At 61.4% G+C, this 23,760-nt stretch carries 22 protein-coding genes and 3 tRNA genes; 8 read left to right on the forward strand and 17 right to left on the reverse strand.

Annotation, left to right across the window (positions count from 1 at the left end):
- Positions 1 to 77 precede the first annotated feature (77 nt).
- Positions 78 to 953: a hypothetical protein gene (locus ACW178_RS11080; protein ID WP_492024562.1), complete on the forward strand. Its 876-nt coding sequence runs from the start codon at positions 78 to 80 to the stop codon at positions 951 to 953.
- Here the strand turns inward: ACW178_RS11080 and ACW178_RS11085 are convergent.
- From ACW178_RS11085 to ACW178_RS11100, 4 genes are all read right to left on the reverse strand, one after another.
- Complete coding sequence (locus ACW178_RS11085; RefSeq protein ID WP_492024563.1) at positions 925 to 2,571, reverse strand: type IV secretory system conjugative DNA transfer family protein; 1,647 nt, start codon at positions 2,569 to 2,571, stop codon at positions 925 to 927. The genes ACW178_RS11080 and ACW178_RS11085 overlap by 29 nt on opposite strands.
- 125 nt (positions 2,572 to 2,696) lie before the next feature.
- Positions 2,697 to 3,883 (reverse strand): IS3 family transposase gene (locus ACW178_RS11090; RefSeq protein ID WP_433935296.1). Its coding sequence is split into 2 segments (ribosomal slippage): positions 2,697 to 3,622 and positions 3,622 to 3,883, totalling 1,188 coding nucleotides; the frame shifts between segments, so codons are not numbered across the junction.
- A gap of 141 nt (positions 3,884 to 4,024) precedes the next feature.
- Positions 4,025 to 4,795: a hypothetical protein gene (locus ACW178_RS11095; RefSeq protein ID WP_492024564.1), complete on the reverse strand. Its 771-nt coding sequence runs from the start codon at positions 4,793 to 4,795 to the stop codon at positions 4,025 to 4,027.
- 86 nt (positions 4,796 to 4,881) lie between these two features.
- Positions 4,882 to 5,076 carry a hypothetical protein gene (locus ACW178_RS11100; RefSeq protein ID WP_492024565.1) on the reverse strand — a complete coding sequence of 65 codons (195 nt, stop codon included), beginning with the start codon at positions 5,074 to 5,076 and terminating at the stop codon, positions 4,882 to 4,884.
- A gap of 593 nt (positions 5,077 to 5,669) precedes the next feature.
- Between ACW178_RS11100 and ACW178_RS11105 the strand changes: the two genes are divergently transcribed.
- The 5 genes from ACW178_RS11105 to ACW178_RS11125 are packed head-to-tail and all read left to right on the forward strand — an operon-like array spanning position 5,670 to position 12,837.
- Complete coding sequence (locus ACW178_RS11105; protein ID WP_492024566.1) at positions 5,670 to 5,873, forward strand: type II toxin-antitoxin system Phd/YefM family antitoxin; 204 nt, start codon at positions 5,670 to 5,672, stop codon at positions 5,871 to 5,873.
- Positions 5,863 to 7,887, forward strand: coding sequence for a type I restriction-modification system subunit M (locus tag ACW178_RS11110; RefSeq protein ID WP_492024567.1), 2,025 nt, complete (start codon positions 5,863 to 5,865; stop codon positions 7,885 to 7,887). Before ACW178_RS11105 ends, ACW178_RS11110 begins: the two co-directional genes overlap by 11 nt.
- Entirely contained in the window at positions 7,884 to 9,140 is a 1,257-nt protein-coding gene (locus ACW178_RS11115; RefSeq protein ID WP_492024568.1) for a restriction endonuclease subunit S, read from the forward strand. The genes ACW178_RS11110 and ACW178_RS11115 overlap by 4 nt, the downstream gene beginning before the upstream one ends.
- Positions 9,137 to 9,853: a TIR domain-containing protein gene (locus ACW178_RS11120; protein ID WP_492024569.1), complete on the forward strand. Its 717-nt coding sequence runs from the start codon at positions 9,137 to 9,139 to the stop codon at positions 9,851 to 9,853. The genes ACW178_RS11115 and ACW178_RS11120 overlap by 4 nt, the downstream gene beginning before the upstream one ends.
- On the forward strand, positions 9,850 to 12,837 hold the full coding sequence (locus ACW178_RS11125; RefSeq protein WP_492024570.1) for a type I restriction endonuclease subunit R: 2,988 nt from the start codon (positions 9,850 to 9,852) through the stop codon (positions 12,835 to 12,837). The genes ACW178_RS11120 and ACW178_RS11125 overlap by 4 nt, the downstream gene beginning before the upstream one ends.
- Positions 12,838 to 12,893: 56 nt before the next feature.
- Here the strand turns inward: ACW178_RS11125 and ACW178_RS11130 are convergent, their stop codons facing one another.
- From ACW178_RS11130 to ACW178_RS11185, 12 genes are all read right to left on the reverse strand, one after another.
- A complete protein-coding gene (locus tag ACW178_RS11130) occupies positions 12,894 to 13,064 on the reverse strand; it encodes a hypothetical protein (protein ID WP_492024571.1) in 171 nt (56 codons plus the stop codon).
- 454 nt (positions 13,065 to 13,518) lie between these two features.
- On the reverse strand, positions 13,519 to 14,802 hold the full coding sequence (locus tag ACW178_RS11135; protein ID WP_492024572.1) for a relaxase/mobilization nuclease domain-containing protein: 1,284 nt from the start codon (positions 14,800 to 14,802) through the stop codon (positions 13,519 to 13,521).
- Positions 14,799 to 15,167 (reverse strand): plasmid mobilization relaxosome protein MobC, encoded by a 369-nt coding sequence (gene mobC / locus ACW178_RS11140; protein ID WP_492024573.1) that lies wholly within the window; start codon positions 15,165 to 15,167, stop codon positions 14,799 to 14,801. The genes ACW178_RS11135 and mobC overlap by 4 nt, the downstream gene beginning before the upstream one ends.
- Before the next feature lie 218 nt (positions 15,168 to 15,385).
- Positions 15,386 to 16,345, reverse strand: coding sequence for an oxygen-dependent tRNA uridine(34) hydroxylase TrhO (gene trhO / locus ACW178_RS11145; protein ID WP_492024574.1), 960 nt, complete (start codon positions 16,343 to 16,345; stop codon positions 15,386 to 15,388).
- Positions 16,346 to 16,376: 31 nt separating this feature from the next.
- A tRNA-Arg gene (locus tag ACW178_RS11150) sits at positions 16,377 to 16,453 on the reverse strand.
- A 17-nt stretch (positions 16,454 to 16,470) separates the two neighbouring features.
- Positions 16,471 to 16,776, reverse strand: a complete 306-nt coding sequence (locus tag ACW178_RS11155; RefSeq protein ID WP_492024575.1) for an ETC complex I subunit — start codon at positions 16,774 to 16,776, stop codon at positions 16,471 to 16,473.
- 78 nt (positions 16,777 to 16,854) lie between these two features.
- Positions 16,855 to 16,931, reverse strand: a tRNA-Pro gene (locus ACW178_RS11160).
- 46 nt (positions 16,932 to 16,977) lie between these two features.
- A complete protein-coding gene (locus ACW178_RS11165; RefSeq protein WP_054765944.1) occupies positions 16,978 to 17,457 on the reverse strand; it encodes a DUF192 domain-containing protein in 480 nt (159 codons plus the stop codon).
- Positions 17,458 to 17,476: 19 nt separating this feature from the next.
- On the reverse strand, positions 17,477 to 18,019 hold the full coding sequence (locus ACW178_RS11170) for a cold-shock protein (RefSeq protein ID WP_464158738.1): 543 nt from the start codon (positions 18,017 to 18,019) through the stop codon (positions 17,477 to 17,479).
- Positions 18,020 to 18,252: 233 nt separating this feature from the next.
- Positions 18,253 to 18,327, reverse strand: a tRNA-Glu gene (locus tag ACW178_RS11175).
- A gap of 95 nt (positions 18,328 to 18,422) precedes the next feature.
- On the reverse strand, positions 18,423 to 20,234 hold the full coding sequence (recJ, locus tag ACW178_RS11180) for a single-stranded-DNA-specific exonuclease RecJ (RefSeq protein ID WP_492025055.1): 1,812 nt from the start codon (positions 20,232 to 20,234) through the stop codon (positions 18,423 to 18,425).
- Positions 20,235 to 20,273: 39 nt separating this feature from the next.
- Complete coding sequence (locus ACW178_RS11185) at positions 20,274 to 20,711, reverse strand: hypothetical protein (protein WP_054765950.1); 438 nt, start codon at positions 20,709 to 20,711, stop codon at positions 20,274 to 20,276.
- Positions 20,712 to 20,841: 130 nt separating this feature from the next.
- On the opposite strand from ACW178_RS11185, the gene phaC reads away from it, so the two are divergent.
- Positions 20,842 to 22,863 carry a class I poly(R)-hydroxyalkanoic acid synthase gene (phaC, locus tag ACW178_RS11190; protein WP_492024576.1) on the forward strand — a complete coding sequence of 674 codons (2,022 nt, stop codon included), beginning with the start codon at positions 20,842 to 20,844 and terminating at the stop codon, positions 22,861 to 22,863.
- On the forward strand, positions 22,860 to 23,237 hold the full coding sequence (locus ACW178_RS11195; protein WP_228184286.1) for a hypothetical protein: 378 nt from the start codon (positions 22,860 to 22,862) through the stop codon (positions 23,235 to 23,237). Before phaC ends, ACW178_RS11195 begins: the two co-directional genes overlap by 4 nt.
- On the opposite strand, the gene msrB is transcribed toward ACW178_RS11195, so the two are convergent.
- On the reverse strand, positions 23,234 to 23,731 hold the full coding sequence (gene msrB, locus ACW178_RS11200) for a peptide-methionine (R)-S-oxide reductase MsrB (RefSeq protein ID WP_054765952.1): 498 nt from the start codon (positions 23,729 to 23,731) through the stop codon (positions 23,234 to 23,236). The two genes, ACW178_RS11195 and msrB, sit on opposite strands and share 4 nt — an antisense overlap.
- Positions 23,732 to 23,760 lie beyond the last annotated feature (29 nt).

Here is a 23,760-nt window from a genome sequence, read left to right on the forward strand (position 1 = left end):
GATGTCGCAAGCTCAACCTGTTTTCGAGCGGCACAGGACGTTGACAAAAGCGCGACACGCCGCGACATCTCTGCGACATGACCGGGGAAGCGGAAGCGCCAACTTACGACGGGACGCCGAGATCGATTGCGGTTCTGAAGGCGGCAGCGAAGGCGTTGCAGCCTTATATGTCCCTCGCCGCTCAGGCCGAGCGGATCACTGCATGGTCGCGCGAGAACGCTTCCCGCTGGCAGGGTGTTTATGCGGTGAGTATCGATCGCAGGAAGTGGCATCGCTTTGTCGCGCGCGATGCCACTTACACGTCCAACGAACGTGACTTGCCCCTGCTTGCTTGGAACTGGTTCTTCGAACAGCACCGCTACCTTATCGAGCCGCTTTGGTATACGACGCCAGATCAACATGTCAGCGTGCCGAACGCGGTCGCGCCTGCGCTTCACGCCCTTCTTTCACCCAGCCAGAAGGCGATAGACCTTCCTGCGCTTGAACTGCTCAGAGGCGAGTATGCGGTCTACCGCCCCTCGTTCGTGAACCTCGATCACGTCATGCTGATGTCAATGACGTGCGGCACCGACGACGACCCTTCGCGATTCCAGATCGAAATGGCGTTTTTAGATGACGAGGATGAACCCTCCACCGAGCAGGTCGAGGGTTTCGCAATTCCCTATCAGGACTGCATCCTCTTTCAGGGACGCCTCAAAGAAACGGGCGCACCGTTCATCTTCGTCATGTCGAGTTTTCCGATAGACCCGAAATCGGGCGGTTATTCGCGCGGTGACGGAACGCTGCTGGTTGGCGCGCGGGGAACTTTATCGAGCGCGTATCCGATCACGATGCGCCGCGCTGCCAAGCCATTCGTTCCCCAGACCTTTGAACCGGATCGCTTCAAAGCCGAGATACGCGCTCACAAGGAGATCACACAGTTTCTCAGGCGCGGCGTGGTTGGCTGGCGTTGAACATGGCGTCCTCGTCCCAGTTTGTGCGCCAGAGAGCCACCGGGAGGCTATTGATGAAGACGATCTGGCGTTTTGTCTGGCGGTCGAAGAGGCGTGCGATTTCATCCGGATTGAGCAGCGGGGTCCGGTGTAACCCCTGATTGATCGTGTCGGTCTCACTTGAACCTGACGAGCTGCTATCACCGTGCTGAATGCTCTCGCCGCCAGAGACGCCCTTCTGGTTCGTAACGCCTTCGCTGTGACCAGTGCCGCTGGCCGAGGACCGGGCAATGAAGGGCAGAAGGCCCGATCCGCCATCACGCGCCGCGAGCCGCGACAGATCAGGCATCTCCGATTGCCCCTGAGACGTGCCATTCGACTCCGTCCAGCCTGCGCTCTCCGTTCTGCTCTGACTCCTGGACATCTGGGTTGTCCTCGCGCTCGACGACCCGCGCGTCTCGCGCACCAATTCAATCTGCCCCATGCGCTTGGACAGCCAGTCGAGCGTCGTCAGGTCGGCATTCGCGAAAAACTGCAAAATTCCGGCGTTGCCGAGAAAGGTTTCCCAAGATTCCTTATAGTGACGCTTGAGCTGACCCAAATCCTGCAAGATCGGCCACAGCCTGACGCCATAGCCTGCCATCAGGCCCGCCGCCTTCTCGATCACCTCTAGCCGGCCCAAGGCTGCGAACTCATCGAGGACGAAGAGAACCGGGTAGCCGCAGCGCGGTTGCTCCAGCCCCTGCGCTTCCATCCGGTACAGCATGAGGTTCAGCATCAGGCGCAGAAACCGTGCATGCGTCGGAATGAACCGCGCAGGAAGGCAGAGATAAACCGAAAGCCCACCAGCGAATTCTTTCAGGTCGTCGATATTCAGGCAGGCTCCTCCCGACCCATCGAGACAGGATTGCAGCCATACGCTATCCAGAAATTTAGTGTTCCGCCGCGCGGTGGATAGAACGCTCCCCCGCTCGTTCTCGCCCATATCGCGGATCGAATTCGCGGCTCCGGCGATCACATCGCGCACCGCCCCGTTGGACGCAATGGAGCTGGACATCTGAATCCAAAGGGCATCGAGCGGAGAGACTTCGACCGCCTTGTCTCCCTTCTTTGCCACGCGCTCGGCATAGAGCTGATCGGCATATTCAGGATCACCTACGGTGAGGAGTTGGCGAACACGAATCAGGGAGCGCCTCTGCCCCACCTCGCTTGTGGCAACATGAAGCAGGACGGCTTCGAAAATCTGGCGGGCGCTTTCGACCCAGTGAATGTCCTTGCCGTCGCCACTATCGACCATCACGGGATCGCCAATCGCAGCCGCCAGATCGATGGCATCCTCTGCATCGCCGTCGATCAGGTCGAGCGGATTGAACCCCATGCGAAGGGCGTCAGGGACATCGGACGCGCGACTGGGATCGATGACGGCGACGCGATGCCCGGCGCGCGTCGCACGAGCGACCGCCGTGCGAGAGGCGTTCTCACCCTTCGGATCGGTGACGACGCAGCTTCCCGGCCAGAGCAGGACGTTCGGGATTATGGCGGATCGCCCCTTGCCTGAGCGAGACCCGGCGAGCGTGATGACATGCCGATCATCGCCGTGCCCGATGGCAGTGCCATCGTCATTGCGTCCGAGCCACAACAGACCTTCTCGCCATTCCGCCGAGATATCCGCCCATCGAGCCGTTCCGAGAGGCGCGTCATGTGAAGAGTCGCCCGGAACACCGCGCGGAAAATCACCCAAGATCGTGACGTGCCTCTGAATTTTCATCCAGCGGCGACCAGAGTCCTTGGGTTAGTTACGCCTCGCAGCGTGGGATGAGCAACAGGCCGGACCGCGCAGCTTTCATCCTGCGCAGCGGGTCGGCCTGTTGCGGTCAGACTGGCGGCAAAAGCCTCCGGGGTGAGGTAGCCGATAGACGAGTGCGGCCGGCGGGTATTGTAGTCCAGCGCCCAGGCAGCGACCTTCTGGCGGGCGTGATCCAGACTGAAAAACAGGCTCTCGTTGAGCAGTTCGTCGCGCATCCGGCCGTTGAAGGATTCCACAAACCCGTTCTGGGTCGGCTTGCCCGGCGCGATGTAGTGCCAGTCGACGCCATGATCCTGCGCCCAGGCCAGGATGGCCGTGGACGTGAACTCCGTGCCGTTGTCGCTGACGATCATGGCAGGACAGCCCCGCCGAGCGATCAGCGCTGTCAGCTCACGCGCGACCCGGCGTCCCGAGATCGAGGTGTCGGGGATCGCCGCCAGGCACTCGCGGGTGACGTCGTCGACCACGTTGAGAATGCGGAAGCGGCGGCCCGTGGCGAACTGGTCGTGCACAAAGTCCAGCGACCAGCGGGCGTTCGGCCTGGCCTCGACCAGGATCGGCGCCCGCGTGCCGATGGCCCGACGGCGTGAGCGGCGCTTGCGCACCGTCAGGCCTTCCTCGCGATAGAGCCGGTAAATCCGGTTCTTGCCCGAAGGCTCGCCTTCACGTCGCAGCAGCACGAACAGCCGGCGATAACCGAACCGTCGCCGCTCGACAGCCAGGGCGCGCAGCCGCTCCCGCAGCGCCGTGTCTGGCGGGCGGCAAGAGCGATAGCGCACCGATTTGCGGTCGGCCTTGATGATGGAGCAGGCCCGCCGCTCGCTGACGCCGAACGTCGCCTTCACATGGGCGACGGCCTGGCGCATCGCCGCGGGCCCTACCACTTTTTTGAGAGCAGATCGTTCAGCGCCGCCTTGTCGAGCATGGCGTCGGCCAGCAGGCGCTTCAGCTTTCCGTTCTCATCTTCCAGGGCGCGCAGGCGCTGGGCGTCCGACACGCTCATCCCGCCGAACTTGGCTTTCCAGGCGTAGATCGTGCCTTCCGACACGCCGTGCTTGCGCGCCAGCTCGCCCGCTTTGGCGCCGGCCTCGTTCTCCCGCAGGATCCCGATGATCTGCTCTTCCGTGAATCTCGCTCGTTTCATTCCGTCCGTCCTTTCAAGGGCCGGACTCTAGCTCCACGTGGAGGAAATTCTCAGGGGCACGTCAATCGTCATGTTTCGATCCATAAGAAAAAGCCCGACGCATCATGTGACGCGCCGGGGCCGGATTTCGGATGCTTCGCTTCACCGCTGCAAAGCGGGAGAGCCGTTTCTGCGAATGTCTTCATTCGCGACGAAAGTGGCAGGGTCTGGGATGCCCTGCATCAGCTCAGCCATCTTCTGCGCCAGATTACCTTCCGTCAGCTGCCCAGCTTCCCGGATCATGCCTTCTCTCGCCTGCCGGGCAGACTCGCAAGCTTCGGGACTGCCCAGAGCGCACAGGCCGTCATAGACACTAATGACGACGGCGCGGCCTCCATTGGTCTGTTCCACCAGACGTTGGCGAAACTGCTGGGCAACGGCTTCCATCTGCACAGCGGCCTGCACGATGATACCCGTCCGCTCGTATAGGGCCTGATACGCCCCAACCACACGTTCCTTGTCGGCTTGGACAGCGGCAAGATCGCGCTGATAAGCGAGTTCAGCCTTCGCTTGGCCAGCACGCTCAGCTTCGGCGATCTTGAGGCGGTATTGATCCTCTGTCATCGAAAACTCGCCGGGAGCTGCACCCATCTTCTGATTGAAGATGCCGAGTTCCGTCCGTGCCTCGATGGTGGCGAGGATATCAGTGGGCCGGATACCGGGCCGCAGAACCAGCTCGCCTACACCGACGCTCGCAGTGAGAAGCAAACCGCCGCCAGTAATGGCCATGAGGATTTGCTTCATCCGCCGTGTGCCGCGAAATTCAGTACGCGCCGAAGGCGTAGCGGAAGGAAGCGGACCAGCAGCTGAAGGTGACGGTTTTGCTGTTCCCACGGGCTTCATGGGCGGGAGATCGGGGGGATTGTTCTGCACTATCGCCTCCTAAAGAGTGAAGCCGCAGCACCCTGCGGCTTCATGAAGCGATAAGGCCCGCTCAGTTCGGAGCGGGGGGATAAGGATCAGAAAGGATAATCGTTGTCCGGACCGCCATCGCAGTCTTCCGGTAAAGTTGGACCGAGCAGAAAGTCTGACAGTAAGCCCTGAAGGGATTTTTCGACTGGCCCCCATTGGGCGATCTCGGCAAGCGTTTCCTTCATGCCATCATCGAACTGGATGCTGAACGAGAATTGGCTCACCTTAGCGACGTGAATCATGACCTTGCCTCCTCTTCGGGTTAGGCGTCATGCGTTGCATTCTGGTGCTTGCAGGCCGGGGGCATACGAGTATGTGACAGCGAGAAGGCAGAAGAAAAGACGGGCTTACGCTTACCGCAAGATGTGCGTGGTAGTACCACGCCTATCTTGGCAAGGGAGACGCTGCGCTCTCCCGTTGCATCCCTCTGGCAGTGGCGCGGCATACGGCATCGAGCCTGTTCCGCACCAATGGGGAGCCTCCGGCGCTCCCCACACCCCATCGACAAAGGAGCGTTCCTGCTCCCTTTGAACCCATGACCAGAGCGTATGCCGCCCGTGGACCCTGCACAATGGTTTCGCCCCTTGAGACGACCAAGGAGCGTTCCTGCCCCTATGGAACCCAGCCGCCTCCAGCGCGGCAAAGGAGCGTTCCTGCTCCCATTGACCCATGACCAAGGTGCTTTCGCGCTCCTCTGGACACCTCGATCAAACCGTTTGCCGCCCTGGACCCTGCACGATGGTTGCGCCCATCGAGGCGGTCATCCAGCCGTGAAACAGGACCATTGCCGAATCTGGCTAAATTGGCCATTATGGGCCCCTCTTGGGAGGGGATCATGAAAAGGCTCTCTGCTGCCGAGGCGAAAAACGCCTTCGGTCACCTTATTGATCTCGCCCGCCACGAACCCGTCCTGATTGAGAAGCACAATCGCGCGGTGGTCGTGGTCATCAGCATCGAAGAATATGACCGGCTGGCGGGTGGCGCTTCGTCCCATTCTCCACCGGATAACTCGCAACCGGGGGATAACCGTGCCGTCTAGTAACGCTACCGTCCAGAAGCTCAGCAGCTTCGCGTGGTCGATTGCTGAAATTCTCCGGGGAGACTTCAGGCAGTCAGAATACGGCAAAGTTATTCTGCCTTTCGTCGTGCTAAGGCGACTCGACTGCATCCTTGAGGAAAAGAAGGATGCGTTGTTGGAGGCCGCCAAATCTCTTCCTGAGGGGGTGGACGACGCAACCCGCGACATGATCCTTTTCGGCACGGTCGGCGGCAATATCAAGGTTTACAACCTTTCGCGTTTCACGTTTGCTACACTAAAGGGACAGGAACCTGGCCAACTCCACGCTAATTTAGTCGATTACATCACGAAGTTTTCTTCCAATGTCCGCGACATCTTTCTCGATAAGTTTCTATTTACCGATCAGCTGAAACGACTAAAGGAAGGCGGGATTCTTTGGAATGTCTTTGAGCGTTGCACCGAGATAGACTTGCACCCCGATGCGGTCAGCAATATCGAGATGGGCTACCTCTTTGAGGAGCTGATCCGCCGCTTCTCCGAAATCTCCAACGAAACCGCAGGTGAACACTTCACTCCACGGGAGGTGATCCGCCTTATAGTTGACTTGCTGATCGCCAACGATGACACCAAGCTGACCGGGCGCGGCATCATTCGGCAGGTCTATGACCCGGCTTGCGGCACGGGCGGTATGCTAGCCCTCACCGAAGCTGCCTTGCAGGAATTCAACCCGTCGATCCGTGTCGAACTGTTCGGACAAGAGTTGAACGGCGAGTCGTTTGGTATCTGTAAGTCGGATATGCTCGTGACGGGCCACGATCCCGAGCAGATTGCCTTTGGCAATACGCTTACGCAGGATGCCCACAAAGATAAGAAGTTCCACTACATGTTGTCCAATCCCCCTTACGGCGTGGATTGGAAGAAGTATCAAGACCCGATCAAGGACGAAGCGGTATCAATGGGCTTCGAAGGTCGGTTCGGTGCAGGAACACCGCGCATCTCTGATGGTCAGCTTTTATTCTTGCAACACATGATCTCGAAAATGCGCGATGATGAAATCGGCTCGCGCATAGGTATCGTGATGAATGGTTCGCCGCTATTTACTGGCGGGGCTGCGTCTGGCGAGAGCGAAATTCGCCGCTGGATGTTCGAGAACGATTGGGTCGAGGCGATTGTCGCCCTACCAACCGACTTGTTCTATAATACCGGTATTCAGACCTATGTGTGGTTGCTGACTAACCGCAAGCCCGCCAATCGACGGGGCAAGGTGCAGTTAATCGATGCCAGCGGCGAGCGATTCTGGCGCTCCATGCGTAAATCCCTCGGCTCAAAACGCCGCGAGATTCCGGATGAGGCTCGCGCCGACATCGTGCGCATCTACGAGGGTTTTCTGAACGGTGGGCACGGCGAAGGCGACGTTGCTAAAATCTTCGATGTTGCCGACTTCGGCTACCGCGAGATCCGGGTCGAACGTCCGCTGCGCTTGAATTTTCAGGCAAGTCAGGAGCGCATCGCGCGCCTCGCGGAGGAGAAGGTTTTTGCCCGCCTGTCCGAGAACGAAAAGGAAGAAATCGAGGTCGTCTTGCTGGCGTTGCGGGACACGCTCTTCACCAATCGCGACGCTTTTGAAAAGGCTTTGACCAAGGCTTTCAAAGCCGAAGGCGTGAGGATCGCCGGGCCAGTAAAGAAGGCAATTCTCGCGGCACTTTCCAGGCGCGATGAGGAAGCGGACATCTGCATCGATAAGGACGGCAACCCCGAACCGGATACTGAACGGCGCGACCACGAGCTTGTACCACTGAAGGAGGACTGGCGTGAGTATGTCGCACGCGAGGTAACGCCCTTCGCTCTCGACGCTTGGGTGGACGAATCCTACCGTGATGCCCGCGACCGCGAGATTGGCCGCGTCGGCTATGAGATCAATTTCAACCGCTATTTCTACCGCTACACGCCGCCCCGTCCGTTGGACGAGATTGACACGGAGCTAAAGGCGCTTGAGGCCGAGATCGCGGGGCTGCTGCAAGAGGTGGCGGCGTGATTACCCTGCAAGAGCGCGTTCACGGAACATTGCCGCCAGCCGGTTGGCAAGCGAACAAGCTCCGTAATGTCCTGCACGTCCGCAGGGGAATGAAGAACACGGGTATGCAGGAGGATAACCTGCTTTCCCTCAGTTATGGCCGTATAATCCGGAAGGACATCGACGCCAACGAAGGTTTGTTACCGGAGAGCTTTGAAACCTACCAGATCGTTGAACCGGGCAATATAGTTATGCGGCTCACGGACCTGCAAAACGATAAGCGTAGCATCCGGCAAGGTTTGGTAACGGAGCGCGGGATCATCACGTCGGCTTATGACGCCTTGGAGGTTGCCAAGGAGCATGACGCGCGATTTTGGGCCTATACGCTTCTCGCGCTCGATCTCGCCAAATATTACTATTCACTTGGGGCGGGCGTTCGCCAGTCCATTAAGTTCAACGATTTTCCAAACGACTGGGTAAGGACGCCTAATCTCGAAACGCAGAAATCTATTGCCGATTTTCTGGACCGCGAAACAGCCCGCATCGACCAGTTAATCGAGAAAAAACGTCGTTTCTTGATGAGCGTGGCGCGCCGGATCGAGGCTCTTGTTGACCAAGCGATTTCAGACCCCAATGTGCCACATATACGATTTGAACACCTAACACACCGTGTTTCTCGGCCTGTCACGCTGTCCGAGCATGATGAGCTGGTTCGGCTTGGCCTCTATAACCGGGGGCGCGGCATTTTCAAAAAGCCCGCCGCCGATGAAGAAGGCATGGGCGATTCCGAGTTCTTCTTCGTTAAAGCTGGAGACCTAATCCTTAGCGGTCAGTTCGCATGGGAGGGTGCAGTGGCCCTCGCCACTGCCGAAGAAGAAGGTTGCGTTGTTTCACACCGGTACCCTGTCTATCGTGGCAAGTCCGGGGTTAACAACTCCTATTTGCTCGGCCTCTTGCGAAGCAGCTACGGTGACTTCCTTCTCAACGAAGCATCGAGAGGTTCGGCTGGCCGTAACAGACCCCTAAACGCGCGCCGCCTTGGAAAGGAGAAAATCCCCGTCCCCGGATCAGAGTTGCAAAAGGCTGTTGAGCAGGCGGTCGAATTCGAACGACGATTGAAGAGAAAAACAGAACATTCGATTGCCCGGTTGGGGGAGTTTCGCGCAGCCCTAATCACGGCCGCCGTTACCGGCCGGATCAATGTGGCGAGCTGGCACAAGCGAGGCCAGACGGAGCGACAATTTGATAAGATTGGGGGGGGCATGAAAGTATGAGCAAATTTCATGGGGCTATTGATGAGCTAAAGTCCGCGGTAGATTCCTGCGGTTTGGTTGGGGTTTGGACCGACAATGTAAAGGCGAACAACCACTCATTCCGGGGGCGGACTGGGGAGGTTTTGAACTGGTGGCCAAGCAGCGGAACGCTTCAATTTCAGGGCAGCAATGCAGACGCGTTCCGAACTTCATTGAATGCAGCTATAAGTGGCGCTGGCCCGGTTAGCGCTGTAGCAGTAGCGACAAGCGCCAAGATATTTGTTGTGCATGGTCATGACCGCGATGCACGGGACCAATTGGAATTGGTCCTCATGCGGCTTGGATTGCAGCCTTTCATCCTTCAAAACTCCGATGGCGAAAGCAAAACCGTCATCGAAGCTTTGGAGAAGAACATCTACCGGGAGGCCGCCTTCGGTATAGTTCTTCTTACCCCTGACGACTTCGGATATTCCAAGGCCGCTGGGGAAACTGAAAAGCAACCACGCGCTCGGCAAAACGTGATCCTCGAAATGGGCATGGTGATGGCAGCGCTCGGGCGAGACAAAATGGTCATCCTCAAGAAAGGCGCGCTTGAAATGCCTTCTGATGCGGCGGGCATTCTCTACATCGAGTTCAACGACCATGTGCGGGAAATCGTTCCTAAGCTGGCGCAGCGACTTCAAGGCGCAGGGTTCAACATCGACCCTAGAAGCATTGCAGGGGCGTCTGCATGAGTACCACTGCGCATAATGCCCACAAAGAACAGGTAGTGCAGGATCACCTGATCGCCCGGCTCGTCGCCGGTCAGGGCTATGAACTGCGCGATGCCAAGGCTGACTATGACCGTGCGCTGGCGATGGACAGGGCTTTGGTCTTGCGATTCATCCAAGGCACCCAGCCCGACGAATGGGCCAGGCTGGAAGGGCATTACACCACAGCGGCGGAAGACACCTTTTTCAAGCAGCTCGAAAAATCCCTTAAAGATCGCGGGCTGCTGGACGTGCTGCGGCAGGGGATCAAAATTGTCCCCGGCATCAAGTTTGCGCTCTGTTACTTCCGCCCCGCCAGCGGATTGGAACCTAAACGCGTCGCCGAATACGAGGCCAATATTCTCTCGGTGATGAAGGAGGTTGAATACAGCGAACGCCACGGAGGTCGGTTGGACGTGGCCTTGTTCCTCAACGGCCTACCCGTCGCCACGATGGAGGCGAAGAACCTCCTTACCGGCTCAAATTTCCGCCACGCCGAGAAGCAATACCGGCAGGACCGCTCCCCAGCGGGCGAACCGTTGCTGACCTTCAAGCGCGGCTCCTTGGTCCATTTCGCGCTGGACGAAGATAACGTATCCATGACCACGCGGCTTCAGAATGGTCGCACACATTTCCTGCCCTTCAACCGCGGCCGCGATGGAGGGGCCGGGAATCCTGACATTGAGAACGAGTTCCGCGTCGCCTATCTTTATAACTCTGGCGAATGGGGTGCAGCGATATTCTCGCGAGCCGTGCTGCTAGACATCATCGGGCGTTTCATACACCTCGACACCAGTGGAAAGGCAGAAGCCCTGATCTTTCCGCGCTTCCAGCAGCTTGACGCCGTGCGCAGCCTCATGGCGCACGCGCGCGAGTTTGGTGCGGGGCGCAACTACCTGATCCAGCACTCCGCCGGTTCAGGCAAATCCAACACTATCGGCTGGCTCGCGCACCACGCGATCAACCTGCACGACGCAGGTGACAAGGCGGTATTTAACACCGCGATCATCGTCACCGACCGTATCGTTCTGGACCGCCAGCTTCAAAGCACCGTCTCGCAGTTCGAGCAGACGCAGGGCGTCGTGCGCAAGATTGACGGCACATCGAAGCAGCTTAGACAGGCTATCGCCAAAGGCGCTCGTATCATCGTCACCACGATCCAGAAATTCTCGACCGAGCACCTGAAAGAGATTTCCGGCCAGGGTGGCCGCACCTTTGCCGTCATCGTGGACGAGGCACACAGCAGTCAGTCCGGCAAATCCGCCCAAGCCATGACCGACGCGCTCACGCGTGAGGCGGACTCCAGCGACGACATCGAGGACATCATCGCCGCGTATCAGAAGGCGCGCGGCCCGCAGGCGAACATCAGTTTCTTCGCTTTTACTGCAACTCCGCGAAATGTCACGCTGGAACGCTTTGGGACCAAAGGCGCGAATGGGCTGCCGCAACCCTTCCATCTCTATTCAATGCGTCAGGCTATCGAAGAAGGATTCATTCTGGACGTTCTCCAGAATTACATGACCTACAAAGCGTATTACGAGCTGGAAAAGGCCATTGAGGACGACCCGCAACTGAGCGGGCGACGGGGCCAGCGCCGCGTTGCGCGCTACGCCAATCTACATCCCACCGCCATTGGCCAGAAGGTCGAAATCATCGTCGAGCATTTCCGTCGCCATGTCGCCAAAATGCTGGACGGACAGGCCAAGGCCATGATTGTCACTGGCAGCCGCGATCATGCCTTGCGTTACTTCTTCGGTGTGCGCGACTACATCAAAGCACAGAGCTATGCCGACCTTCGCGCGCTTGTCGCTTTCTCGGGCGAGTTGACCGTCGATGGCCATACCTACACTGAAGCGGACCTGACGGGCTTTAGCGAAACTGAACTTCCGGGCCGCTTCGACGGCTTCAAGCCTGACGGCACATCTTATCCCGAGCAGTATCAAATCCTGATCGTTGCTGAGAAATATCAGACCGGCTTCGACCAGCCCAAGCTCTGCGCCATGTATGTGGATCGCAAGCTGGCAGGCCTTCAGGCAGTGCAAACCCTGTCCCGCCTAAATCGCACCCGCCCCGGCAAGGATCAGACCTTCATCTTGGACTTCCAGAACACCATCGAGGACATACAAGACGCTTTTCGGCCCTACTTCGAGGTGACAGCGCTCGAAGCCAATTCCGACCCCAATCTCGTTTACGATCTTGAAGGACGGCTGTTCAAATTCGCTTATCTAGACAAGGACGAGATCGAACGGTTCGCGGCGACCTATTATAAGGGGGCGCTCGACGGCGGTGACCGTGCGCGGCTCGAAGGGTTGGTCCGTCAAGCCGTCGGCCGGTTTGAGGTCGATGACGATGAGGGGCGGCAGGAGGAGTTTCGCCAGCTTCTGCGCAGCTACATGCGCTTCTACAGCTTCATCGCGCAGGTGATGAAGCTGGAGGATACGGGCTTGGAAAAGCTCTATTCCTATGGCTCATGGCTCGCTCGCTTGCTCCCTAATCGGGAAATCCCGCCGGAAGTCGAAATCACCGATGCCATGCTTCGTCTTCAGAAGTTTAAGGTGGTTCAGAAGGAGCAAAGTGACGCCTCGCTCGCCGCAGGTGACATGAGCCCGTTAAAAGCAATCAGCGAGTTCGGGGCAAAACCCTACACCGAGGATGAGAAGAAGGAGCTTTCGCAGATTGTGAAGGCGTTCAACGAACGCCACGGGACGCAATTCACCGAGGCCGACATGATACGCTTCGAGCAGGTCAACGCCGAGATTTTGAATACGGACCTATCGGAGATGCTCCTCAACAATCCCCCGGATGTTGTTTACACCGCCTTTGCGCAGGCATTCTTCCAAGGAGCAATTCGCATGTTCCAGCGTGACAATGAAATGCGAAATATCGTTTTAACAGACGCCGCCGCTCGCGATCAAGCGACTCGTCATTTTTTCAATCGTGCGCTCCGAGAAGTACGACCTTCTGCGTGAAGTAGGTTAACGGCGATCACTGAAAAAAGGGGCGCGGATAGCGCCCCTTCGCCTCCCTATGGGGAAGGACCGCGTTTCGCGATTTCGGCGCGGATCATCGCGAGAAGCGATTGAGCCGATGCGAGGTCGGATTTGGTGGCGATCAGGCCTTTGCTTGCCTCTTGAAAGATAGCGAAAAGCTGAGCGTTCGTTTTCGAGGCCAGATCGCCTTTGGTCATTTTGAACATGGATTCCTCCTGTCTGTCTTGCGCCGCCCCCGTTGGGCCGCGTTGAGACGGAGAAATCAGGCCGGATGAATGAGGTGCATTGCCCGCCAAGCGAAACGGACGTGGAGAAGGCTGTTCACACGCCTTGCACCCATCGACATTCACCGGACGATAAAACGATCACAACGCGACCCGGCGGGGCGCGAAAGACATCGGAGGAAAACTGGAAGGCCAAAGCGATATGATGCGGTGAAAACGGTCAGTGGGGTATATGACGTCAATTTGGACTGTTGGCATTTATCCCGGCAGTCTGATAAAATTATATCTTTGAAAAAGCTGGAAGGTCCTGAATGGATGTCAAAAATGATTGCTATGAATTCGAATGTGTCCATTGCCACAAGCGGTTCAATTTAGGGGAAGGATCGAATGCGGGCGGAGTTATTATTTGCAATGAATGTCTTGGTGACTGACTAAACTATCGCCCTAACTCCGGGCCGCGCGGCGCAGGCCGAGCGCGTTCCGTGTCATCGCGATCAAACTGTCCATCCCGCATCATGCGGCGATATTGGGCCGCGTCCCGATAGAGGCCGAGCAACTGTCTTGCATGACGATCACGCATGACGCTCATTTGAGATTGCAAGCCCGCCCGCTCTTTAAGCTGAGCCGAAACCAGATCATGCCGCTGCGCCCGGTCGCGTTGAAGCCCGAAGAAGGCTTCCACCTCATTCTGCTTCCGCACCTTGAAATAGCGCCCGGTCACGATGTCCCATAGACCCTTCGCGCCCGTGCGGACGCGGGCCGAGCGATCACGTTGTTCGCTGTCCCGACGCTCGCGTTGCATCCGGTCCAGCTTTGCCCGCTCTACTTGATGGGCGTCCTTCATCGCCGCCTTTTGCTCATTAAGCGGCCTGATGGCGTTCTGGGCTACGCGCTTGGCTTCCGAAATGAAGCGCGAAAGGCGCGGAGCAACCGTCTCGCCTATATGGCGGGCGGTATCTGTCACCGAGCGTAGCGCCTTCGGATCGCCGAGCCGCGCCGTGACTTCCTTCGATTTCTTGCCGATCATGCGGGCGATGGCGAACGCCTCGCCCTCTATCGAGACAGCGACATGCCCGCGCCGATCACCTTGCGCGAGGAACAGGCCGCGCTCCTCCAACGCCTTCGCAAAGGCAGGGCCGTTGTCCGACATGGCCCAGCATTCTTGAATAGTCGCTTTGATTTGCTTGGCGTCGAGGCCCGCCCGCTTCGCCTGCTGCCATTCGTCGAGCGTAAAATTGCGGGGATCGCGCAGATTGGAATCCCTAAAGCCCTCCGGCATCTTCCAGCCGTTTTCGAGATAGAGTTCCTTGGCGATGTCCCGCAGCTTCGTTTTGAAGAACGGCAGCGGCTTCGCGGTCATCGTGTCCGCGTCGATGCGCGACCAGACCGCATGGGCATGACGACGCCCTTCCTTTTCATGGAAGACGATCATGCGCGGCTGGCCTTTCAGTCCTAGCCGCTCTTCGATCACGTCGCAGGCCTTCTCGAAAACCTCGATCCGAACCGACTCGCAGACAGGCGGATTAAGAGACACCGAGAAAAGGAATTGCTTGCACTTGGTCCCGAGCGACAGCGCATGGGCTTCCTTCATCGCACCCATGAGATCGTCGGACATGAAGCCGCTGACCTCATGCACTTCGACATGCTCATTTTCCTCCGTCTTCATCAGATGGAGGCCGAGCTGCTTTGCGCCGCTGCGCTGGGAGCCCTTGAGGATCATGGCTCGACCTCAAGATTCAGCGCCTCGATCAACAGGAGGCGGATTTGCCGGATTTCGGCAACGGCGGCGAGAAGCGCCGCCTCCGTGTCGGGGGTGACAGGCAGGCTCCCCGAATTGGCCGACCGGGCCAACTGGTTCAGGTTTGCCGAGAGCCGGGACTGACCGAGTTTGCCCAACACCTGTGCCAAGACCTGATGGTCCTTGACCGGACGTTTGCCCCGGCGACGCGGGGCGGGATTTTCAGAATCAAAGAGGCGCGACTGGATATAGGCCGCGAGGGACATGCCGCCCGCGTCCTGTTCCAATCGGGCGCGTTGCTCGAAAGTGAGCCTGAGCGAGAAAGGGGCTGGGCGTTTGTCCGCCATGCTGCCCCCCGCCTATGCCGTCTTGCGCCTCCGCCCGACAGCCGGACGGCTATCGCGCGGGGCGCGTCCATCCTTCCGGTCATTGTTGTTTTCGGCCTGTGGGCAACCGAGGCTGGAATGCTTGAGAACGGCTGACCATTCCATTAGCATGTCCGACAGTTGGTTCGAACCTGATCCCATCAGGTCCGCCGACCGCCTGTTCGGGGCCGTTCGGCCACTTAGTCGGAGCCGCTACGCCCCAGATGCGCCTGCCCTCGCCTTCGGGCCAACTCGATCTGTCTTTGCCGCTCGGCATAGCGCAGCCTCTGGGCGTCGTCGCGCGTGTCCCTGCAACGGTCGCAACAGACGCCTTCGATGAAATGGGGCGAGGCCCGCCCCGCCGCATCCATAGGCATGCGGCAGCCCCGGCAGAGCGTGTGCTCGCCCCGGACCAGACCGTGCCCCACGGAGACCCGCTCGTCGAAAACGAAACAGTCGCCCCGCCACAGGCTGTCGGCGGGATCGACCTCTTCCAGATAGCGCAGGACGCCGCCTTCCAGATGGTGGACGTTCTCCACCCCTTCCGCTTTCAGAAAGGCGGTCGACTTTTCGCAACGAATGCCGCCGGTGCAGTACATCGCGACCCGCTGCGGCTTGCGTTCGTCCAGCAGCGCCCGGCCTTCCGTGCGGAACCAGTCGGGAAAGTCGCGGAAGCTGCCGGTGTTCGGCTGCACCGCCCCCTCGAAAGCGCCGATCTCGCCCTCATAGTCATTGCGGGTGTCGATGACCAAGGTGGTCGGATCAGCGATCAGGGCGTTCCAGTCCTGAGGCGCCACATAGACCCCCGCCTGGCGCGCCGGGTCGAGATCGGGCTGACCCATGGTCACGATCTCGCGTTTGATGCGGACCTTCATCCGAAGGAAGGGCGCCTCCCCCGTCCAGGCGTATTTGACGTCCAGATCGGCGAACCCCGGCAAGGCGCGGATCTCACCCAGCACCGTCTCAATCCCCGCCTCCGGCCCGGCGATTGTGCCGTTCAGCCCCTCGGTCGCGACCAGAAGCGTGCCCTTGACGCCGCACGCGTCGCAGACCGCCTGAAGCCGATCCCGCACCAGGACAAGCTCGTTCTCCCCTATCGGCGCAAACCGATACAGGGCGGCGACTCGAATCTGAGGAGAGGCGAAAGCGGGGTCTGTCATCGAGAAAGCTCTGATCGCCGCCGCCGGAGAATGGCGCGCCCTGTAGGACTCGAACCTACAACCGTCCGCTTAGAAGGCGGGTGCTCTATCCGGTTGAGCTAAGGGCGCTCGGCAAAGGCCCGACGTCAGTGCGTCCAGGGCTGTTTGCGGTTGGTTGCGAAGTTGTCGGCATAGGCCTTGATGATCGTCGGCGCCTCGTGCGGCTCGTGCAGCCGGAACGGAATGCCGTGACGTTCGGCATAGGCGACGGCCTCTTCCTTCGAATCGAAGGTCAGACGCACCTGGCCGTTCATGTCGGAGCTGCCCGTCCAGCCCATCAGCGGGTCGATCGTGCGGGCCGAGGCCGGTTCGAGCTCCAGGCGCCAATCGCGGCTCTTGGCCTTGCCGGACTGCATAGCGGTCTTGGCCGGGCGGTAGATGCGGGCGAGCATGGCGAAATCCCTAGTGATCGTCAGGTCCTGTGGACCTGCCATAACGCGCGCCGGACACGGAATCCAGCGGCCGTTCCTTGGTCGGGGCGAGAGGATTCGAACCTCCGACCCTCTGGTCCCAAACCAGATGCGCTACCAGGCTGCGCTACACCCCGGACCGAACGGAGCGCTCTATTGGCACTTCAGCGCGCAATCCGCAAATCATGGCTTGAAATAAGGGTGCAAAACCTTGTCGCCGGGCTTGGCGCCGATCTCGGAGGCCCGCCCCGCGCGCAGTTCCAGAACCCCGTTGGCGGCGCCGTTCGAGGGGATCGGCGTCTCGGAAAAGGGCGTGGCGTGCGAGGCGATGGAGACGATTCGCCCTTTCGGATCTATATAGAGAATGTCCAGCGAACTGGGGGTGTTGCGCATCCAGAAGCTCTGTTCGCGCGGCGGCTCTCCCGGCCATTGGAACAGCATGCCCTGATCGTCCGCCAACGGGGGACGGAACATCAGCCCGCGCTGCCGTTCGGGCTCATCGTCCGCAATCTCAACCCAGAAGGCGTGTTCGCCCGAGGCGGTGACGACCGCCAGCCGCTGCATCGGCTCGCCGTTCACGCCCACCGGCGCCTTGGCGGCGCACCCAGCCAGCGCCAGCGCCATCAAGCCGGCTGAAAACGCACGTCGCACCAGATCGACCATCCGCCCTCCGGGGCGGCCTTCAGCCGCCCGTTCTGATTTCCGCCACCACCAGCCCCTTGGGGCCGCTGGCGAACCGCACCTGAACCGCGTCGCCGGGAACCAGATCGTCCAGTCCACAACGGCGCAGCGTCTCTATATGGACGAAGATATCGCCGGGTTCGCGATCACGCACGACGAATCCGTAGCCCTTGGTGCGATTGAACCATTTGACCACGGCGGGCTCCAGCGTCGCGCCGGCGTCAAGCGGCGGCGCCGGCTTGTCGGCCTCGGTACCGGGCCGTCTCGCCACCGCCGCGACGTCGCCGACGCCCAGGTCGTGAACCTGGACGGCCTGCCATCCCTTGGCGCGCCGCACGCAGTCGCACACGATGGGCGCGCCCTCTTCCGCATGGTCGCGCCCCTTGTCTCTCAGACTGCTGATGTGCAGCAGCACGTCCCGCAGATCGGTCAAAGTCGGATCATCCGGAACGATGAAGCCATAGCCCTTCGTCGGATCGAACCATTTGACGCGACCGACGACACGAACGGTCTCCGCCGTTTCAATCCCGTGGTAGTCAGTCAACCTAATACCCCCGTCCGCTCCTCTACGGACCCTTAGATTCCGTTTAACACTGTTCCGCGAATCTTTGGAAAGCGGAATCTGGCCGCAGAGGGTGGGAATATTGCCTCAGGTCAGCAGAAACGCCTCGGTTGTGTCGCACCAACGACACCGATCCGGCGCACCGCTCAACGATTGAATTGGCGAGGATTTCTGTAGGTGAGGCAGCCGGAGGCCAGAGCCTCAGCTTCACCGCGTGGCAGTCCCTAGGGGAATCGAACCCCTCTTTTCAGGTTGAAAACCTGACGTCCTAACCGATAGACGAAGGGACCGCTGCGCGGGAGAGCCGGCGATATAGCCGCGCCCTCAAAAGGGTGCAAGCGCGGATTTCGAGTTTTTCAGCAGCCTGGTCTCGAAGCGGCGACCGTCATATGCGACGGGGATCGGCCACGTCCTCGATCTCGAACTGAACGCCGCGCCGGCCGTTCCAGTCGTCCGCCTTCAGACGACCGACGACATTCAGCCCCCCCTGGCCCGACAGCAGGGCCCGGCCGATCGGCAGATCGGCGCAACGCCAGGCCACCGCGCGGACGGACGCCCCGTCAGGACCGACCAGACGACAGCGCACATGACCGCCGCTCATCTGCACCGCCTCCCGGGTCTGGACCCCGGCCAGGGCGAAGACGGGTTCGGGATTGGCCGGACCGAACGGCGCCAGACGTTCGAACGACTCGAACAGATCGCGGCGAGCGGCGGCCGGATCGATCAGGGCGTCGATCTCCAGCACATCCATCGCCACGGCGTCTTCCCGTTCGCCGGACAGCCGCTCCGCCAGAAAGGCGGTCAGTTCGGCCAGTCGGCCGCCTTCGACCGTCAACCCGGCCGCCATGGCGTGGCCGCCCCCGGCCAGCAGCAGCCCTGCTTCCCAAGCCGCCTGGACCGCCCGGCCCAGGTTCATGCCGGGCTGGGACCGGCCCGACCCCTTGCCCACTCCCGTCACCGGATCCAATCCGACGACGATCACGGGCTTGCGCCAGCGCTCCCTCAGACGCCCCGCCACAATGCCGACCACGCCGGGATGCCAGTCTTCACCGGCGACCACGATCACGGGCGTATCATCGATGTGCGCCCCGGTCGCCTCCACCTTGCGCACGGCGGCGTCGGTCACAGCGCGCTCGACGTCGCGCCGAGACAGGTTCAGCGCATCCAACTCCAGCGCCAGCTGCTGCGCCTCGGCCGGATCGTCCGTCGACAGCAATCGGGCCCCCAGGTCCGCGCGCCCGATCCGACCACCTGCATTGATGCGCGGCCCCAGGATAAAGCCGGCGTGATGGCTCTTGGCCGCGCCCTGTTCCGCGCCCGCAGCGGCCAGAAGCGCGCGCAGACCGGGATTTCTCCAGTCGCTCATGACCTTAAGACCCAGGCTGGTCAGGGCGCGGTTGAACCCCGTCAGGCCGGTGACGTCGCAGATGGCCCCCAGGGCGGCGAGGTCCAACCACTGGCGCAGGTCGGGCTCAGGCCGGTCGGCGAACAGGCCTCGCCGCCGCGCCTCGCGGTTCAAGGCGGCCAACAGCACAAAGACCACCCCGGCCGCGGCCAGATTGCCCTGACCTGAGTTGCAGCCGGGTCGATTGGGATTGACCACCGCCAGGGCCTGCGGCGGCTCCGACCGCATCAGATGGTGGTCGATCACCACGACCTTCAGGTCGATGGCGGCGGCGTGGGCCAGGGCTTCGTTCGCCGCCGCGCCGCAGTCCACCGTCACGACCAGATCGGCCCCGGCCGCCTTCAGCGTATCGAAGGCGCGAGCCGACGGGCCATAGCCCTCGGTCAGACGGTCGGGCACATACAGGGGCAGGTCGGCGCCCATGGCCCGGAACCAGCGCACCAGCAGGGCCGCGCTCGACGCGCCGTCCACATCATAGTCGGCGAAGACATGCACCCGAGCCTTGGCCAGCAATGCATCGACGATCGCCTCGGCCGCCCTGTCCATATCCATGAAGCTGGACGGATCGGGGAAAAGCGCCCGCAGGGTCGGGGTCAGAAAATCCGCTCCCTGATCGGCGCCCACGCCGCGCGCCGCCAGCGCCCGCGCTACCGGCTCCTCGAGACCTAGGCCCTGACGATGGGCGCGAATCAGGGCCGGGTCCGCCGGGCGTTGCCGCCAAGCCCGCCCGGACAGGGACTGGGACACGCCCAGGAAACCGCTGTCGATCTTGAAGCCGCCGTCGTCCGCCATCATCGCATCATCCGGGGATTCTCCGCCCCGGCGACCGCCTCATGGGATCGGTCGGCGATCGACCGGCGGCGGCGCCTTGGCGCGATCTCTCAGTTCCTGAGCGAAGGCCTCGATATCCGCCTGGGTGCGGGCCGCGTCGGGCGATACGGGAACGGCCCCAACCTGGGCGCGGACAGCCGCGGCTTCAGCCTCGGCGTCGGTCATCGTCCATTCGATTCGCGCCGCCTCCTGCGCAAGGGTCGAGCCCTCGGCCTGGAGCCGATCGATTGATCGCCCGACCTCAGCGACCTGCGGCAGATCGGTCGGGGCGGCGGGGAAATCACGCCAGCGCGGATAGTCTCGATTGGCGTCGACCAGAGCCTGGACGCGCGGCGCGATCGGCGAGGCGGGATCGGTGTCCAGACCCAGCGACCGCGCACAACCGCCCGAGGCTGCGATGAGACCCGTCAGACAAACGACGGAGGCGGCTCGCCTCATTTTCGGCCCGCCGGCTTCATTTTAGATAAGTGCGCGTTCATTTCGAGGTTCGTCTTATGCCATCATCGTCCTCTGCGGAAGGGCGCGGGTTCGAACCGGCGTGACGCGAACAAGAAGGTGGAGGAAACCAATGGCCCGCGCTCCCGAAGACAGCCCGCCCAAGCCGGGCGCGCCCCGCGCCGAGCCGACCGCCAAGAGCCCGCGAAAGGCGGGACGCCCGACCTCGGCCAAGCCCCGCCCTTCAAAAGCCAAGACGGCCCCCAAGGCCGCGAAGGCCGCGAAGGCCGACGCATCGGAGGCTGCGGCCTCCGCCGCTAAGCGCGGTCCCAAGCCCGCTCCGGCGGATACGAGGCCGCCCGAAACCGAGGACGTCGCCCCGCCCTTCGGCGCCGACCAGGCCCAGTTGATCGAGACTCTGTCGATGAACCTGGCCAAGGCGGCGATGATGGCGCAGGGCGCCTTGGCCGAAGCCGCCCTGTCGCAGGCCGACCGTCCGGCGGCCTTGTCGCCCGACCCCTTCAACATCGCGCCCGCCCTGACGTCGATCATGGGCGGTCTGGCGGCGCGCCCCGAAAAGCTGTTTCAGGCCCAGGCCGATCTGTTCGGCCGCTACATGGACCTGTGGGCCGATACGGCGCGTCAGGCGGCCGGCGAACCGGCGAAGCCCGCCCCCGCCGACAAGCGGTTCAAGGATCCGGAATGGTCCGAGAACCCGATGTTCGACCTGATGCGCCGCTCCTATCTGCTGACGTCCGACTGGATGAACGGCCTGATCGCGGGGGTCGAGGACGTCGATCCGGCGGTGAAGCGGCGCGCCCAGTTCTTCACCCGTCTGCTGACGGACGCCTTTTCGCCGTCGAACTTCCTGGCGTCCAATCCCGTCGCCCTGAAGGCCCTGGCGGAGACGAGCGGCGAATCGCTGGTCAAGGGCATGCAGAACTTCGCCGCCGATCTGGAACGGGGCGCCGGATCGCTGCGGATCAGCCAGGCGGACTACGGCAAGTTCGTCGTCGGTCAGAACGTCGCCACCGCGCCGGGGCAGGTGGTCTGGCGCGACGATCTGTTCGAACTGATCCAGTACGCCCCAGCGACCGAGACCCAGCACCGGATTCCGCTGCTGATCTTCCCGCCCTGGATCAACAAATTCTACATCCTCGACCTTCAGCCAGGCAATTCCCTGATCCGTTGGCTGTCCAGCCAGGGTTTCACCGTCTTCGTCTGCTCCTGGGTCAATCCCGATCGCGACAAGGCGGGCTACGGGTTTGACGACTATCTGGAGAAGGGGGTCTACCGCGCCGTCGAAAAGACGCTGGAGCAGGCCGGGACCGATCGGCTCAACGCCGTCGGCTATTGCATCGGCGGCACATTATTGGGCGCAGCCCTGGCCCATATGGCCGCCAGGGACGATAAGCGGATCGCTGCGGCCACCTTCTTCGCCGCCCAGCACGATTTCGCCGAGGCGGGCGACCTCCTGCTGTTCACAGACGACCACTGGATCGCCGAGATCGAGCGCCAGATGGACGCCGCCGGCGGCGTCCTGCCCGGCGCGGCCATGGCCGACACCTTCAACGCCCTACGGTCCAATGACCTGATCTGGTCCTTCTTCGTCAGCAACTATCTGTTGGGCAAGGATCCGCCCGCCTTCGACCTGCTGTTCTGGAACGCCGACCAGACCCGGATGCCCAAGGCCCTTCACCTGGCCTATCTGCGCCAGATGTACGGGGCCAACGCCCTGGCCCAGGGGGCGTTCAAGATCGGCGGGCTGACAGCGGATCTCTCCAAGGTGACAATCCCCCTCTATTTCCAGGCCAGCCGAGAGGACCACATCGCCCCGATGAACTCGGTCTATCGGTCCGCCAAACTGTTCGGCGGCAAGGACGTCACCTTCACCCTGGCGGGCTCGGGCCATATCGCCGGGGTCATCAATCCGCCGACGGCGAAGAAGTATCAGCACTGGACCAACGCCGAACTGCCCGACACCCTGGCCGAATGGCAGGCGGGCGCGGTGGAGGCGCCCGGCAGCTGGTGGGAACACTGGGCGGCCTGGCTGCGGGCGCGATCGGGCGAGCCCGTCGCGGCGCGCGATCCGTCGGCCGGCCCCCTGCCCCCGCTTGAACCCGCCCCCGGCGCCTATGTGAAGGTGAAGTCTTGAACCGTCTGGAACCCAACCTCATGCTGGCCTTCAGCACGGGCGTCGCCCTGGCGCTCTTGATCATGACGGCGACGGCGTTCGGAGCGCCGGGCCAGGCGGCGAAATATCTGATCACCGCCGTCGTCTGTTCGGCCCTGTTCGTCGCCTTCAACGGCGGGATGAACCGGCTTCTGAAACGCCCCACGCCCCAGCCGATGATCCATCCGGCCTCCGCAGCCTCCGCCGTCTGGGCCGGCCTGTTTCCCTTGGTGTTGATCTTCGCCGCCGCCGCGCCGGTCTTTCTGCCGGGTCATGACTATGGCCTCCTGATCCTAATCGCCTCGGTTTGGTTCGGCGTGGCGGTCGATTCCGCCATCCGGGCCAATCGAGCCTAGGCCGCAACGAACCTCAGGGCCGCGCCGTTGTTGCAATAACGCAGTCCGGTCGGGCGGGGACCATCGTTGAAGACGTGGCCTTGGTGTCCCAGGCAGCGGGCGCAATGATATTCCGTGCGAGGAATGCCGATCGCAAAATCGCGCTTGCGGCCGATGTTGGCGCCCATGACCTCATAGAAGCTGGGCCAGCCGGTGCCGGACTCGAACTTCCAGCTCGAGCGGAACAGGGGCAGGTCGCACCCCTTGCAGACGAAGGTCCCCCGTCGATGCTCATCGTTCAAGGGACTGGTGAAAGGACGTTCGGTCGCCTCATGCCGCAGAACCCGCCAGGCGGCGTCGCCTAGCCGCCGCCGCCATTCCGCGTCCGAAATCCGGCGATAGGGCGAGGCGGCGTATTGGGCCTCGCCCGCCGCCGTAGGCTCTGGCGAGCAGGCGGCCAGGGCGAGGACGCCGGTCAAGAGGCTGCGGCGATGGGGGAGCACGGACAGGGTCATGCTCTCAGTACGAAGGCGAGTCGGAAAAG

The organism is Brevundimonas sp. AVps4 (assembly GCF_058681525.1).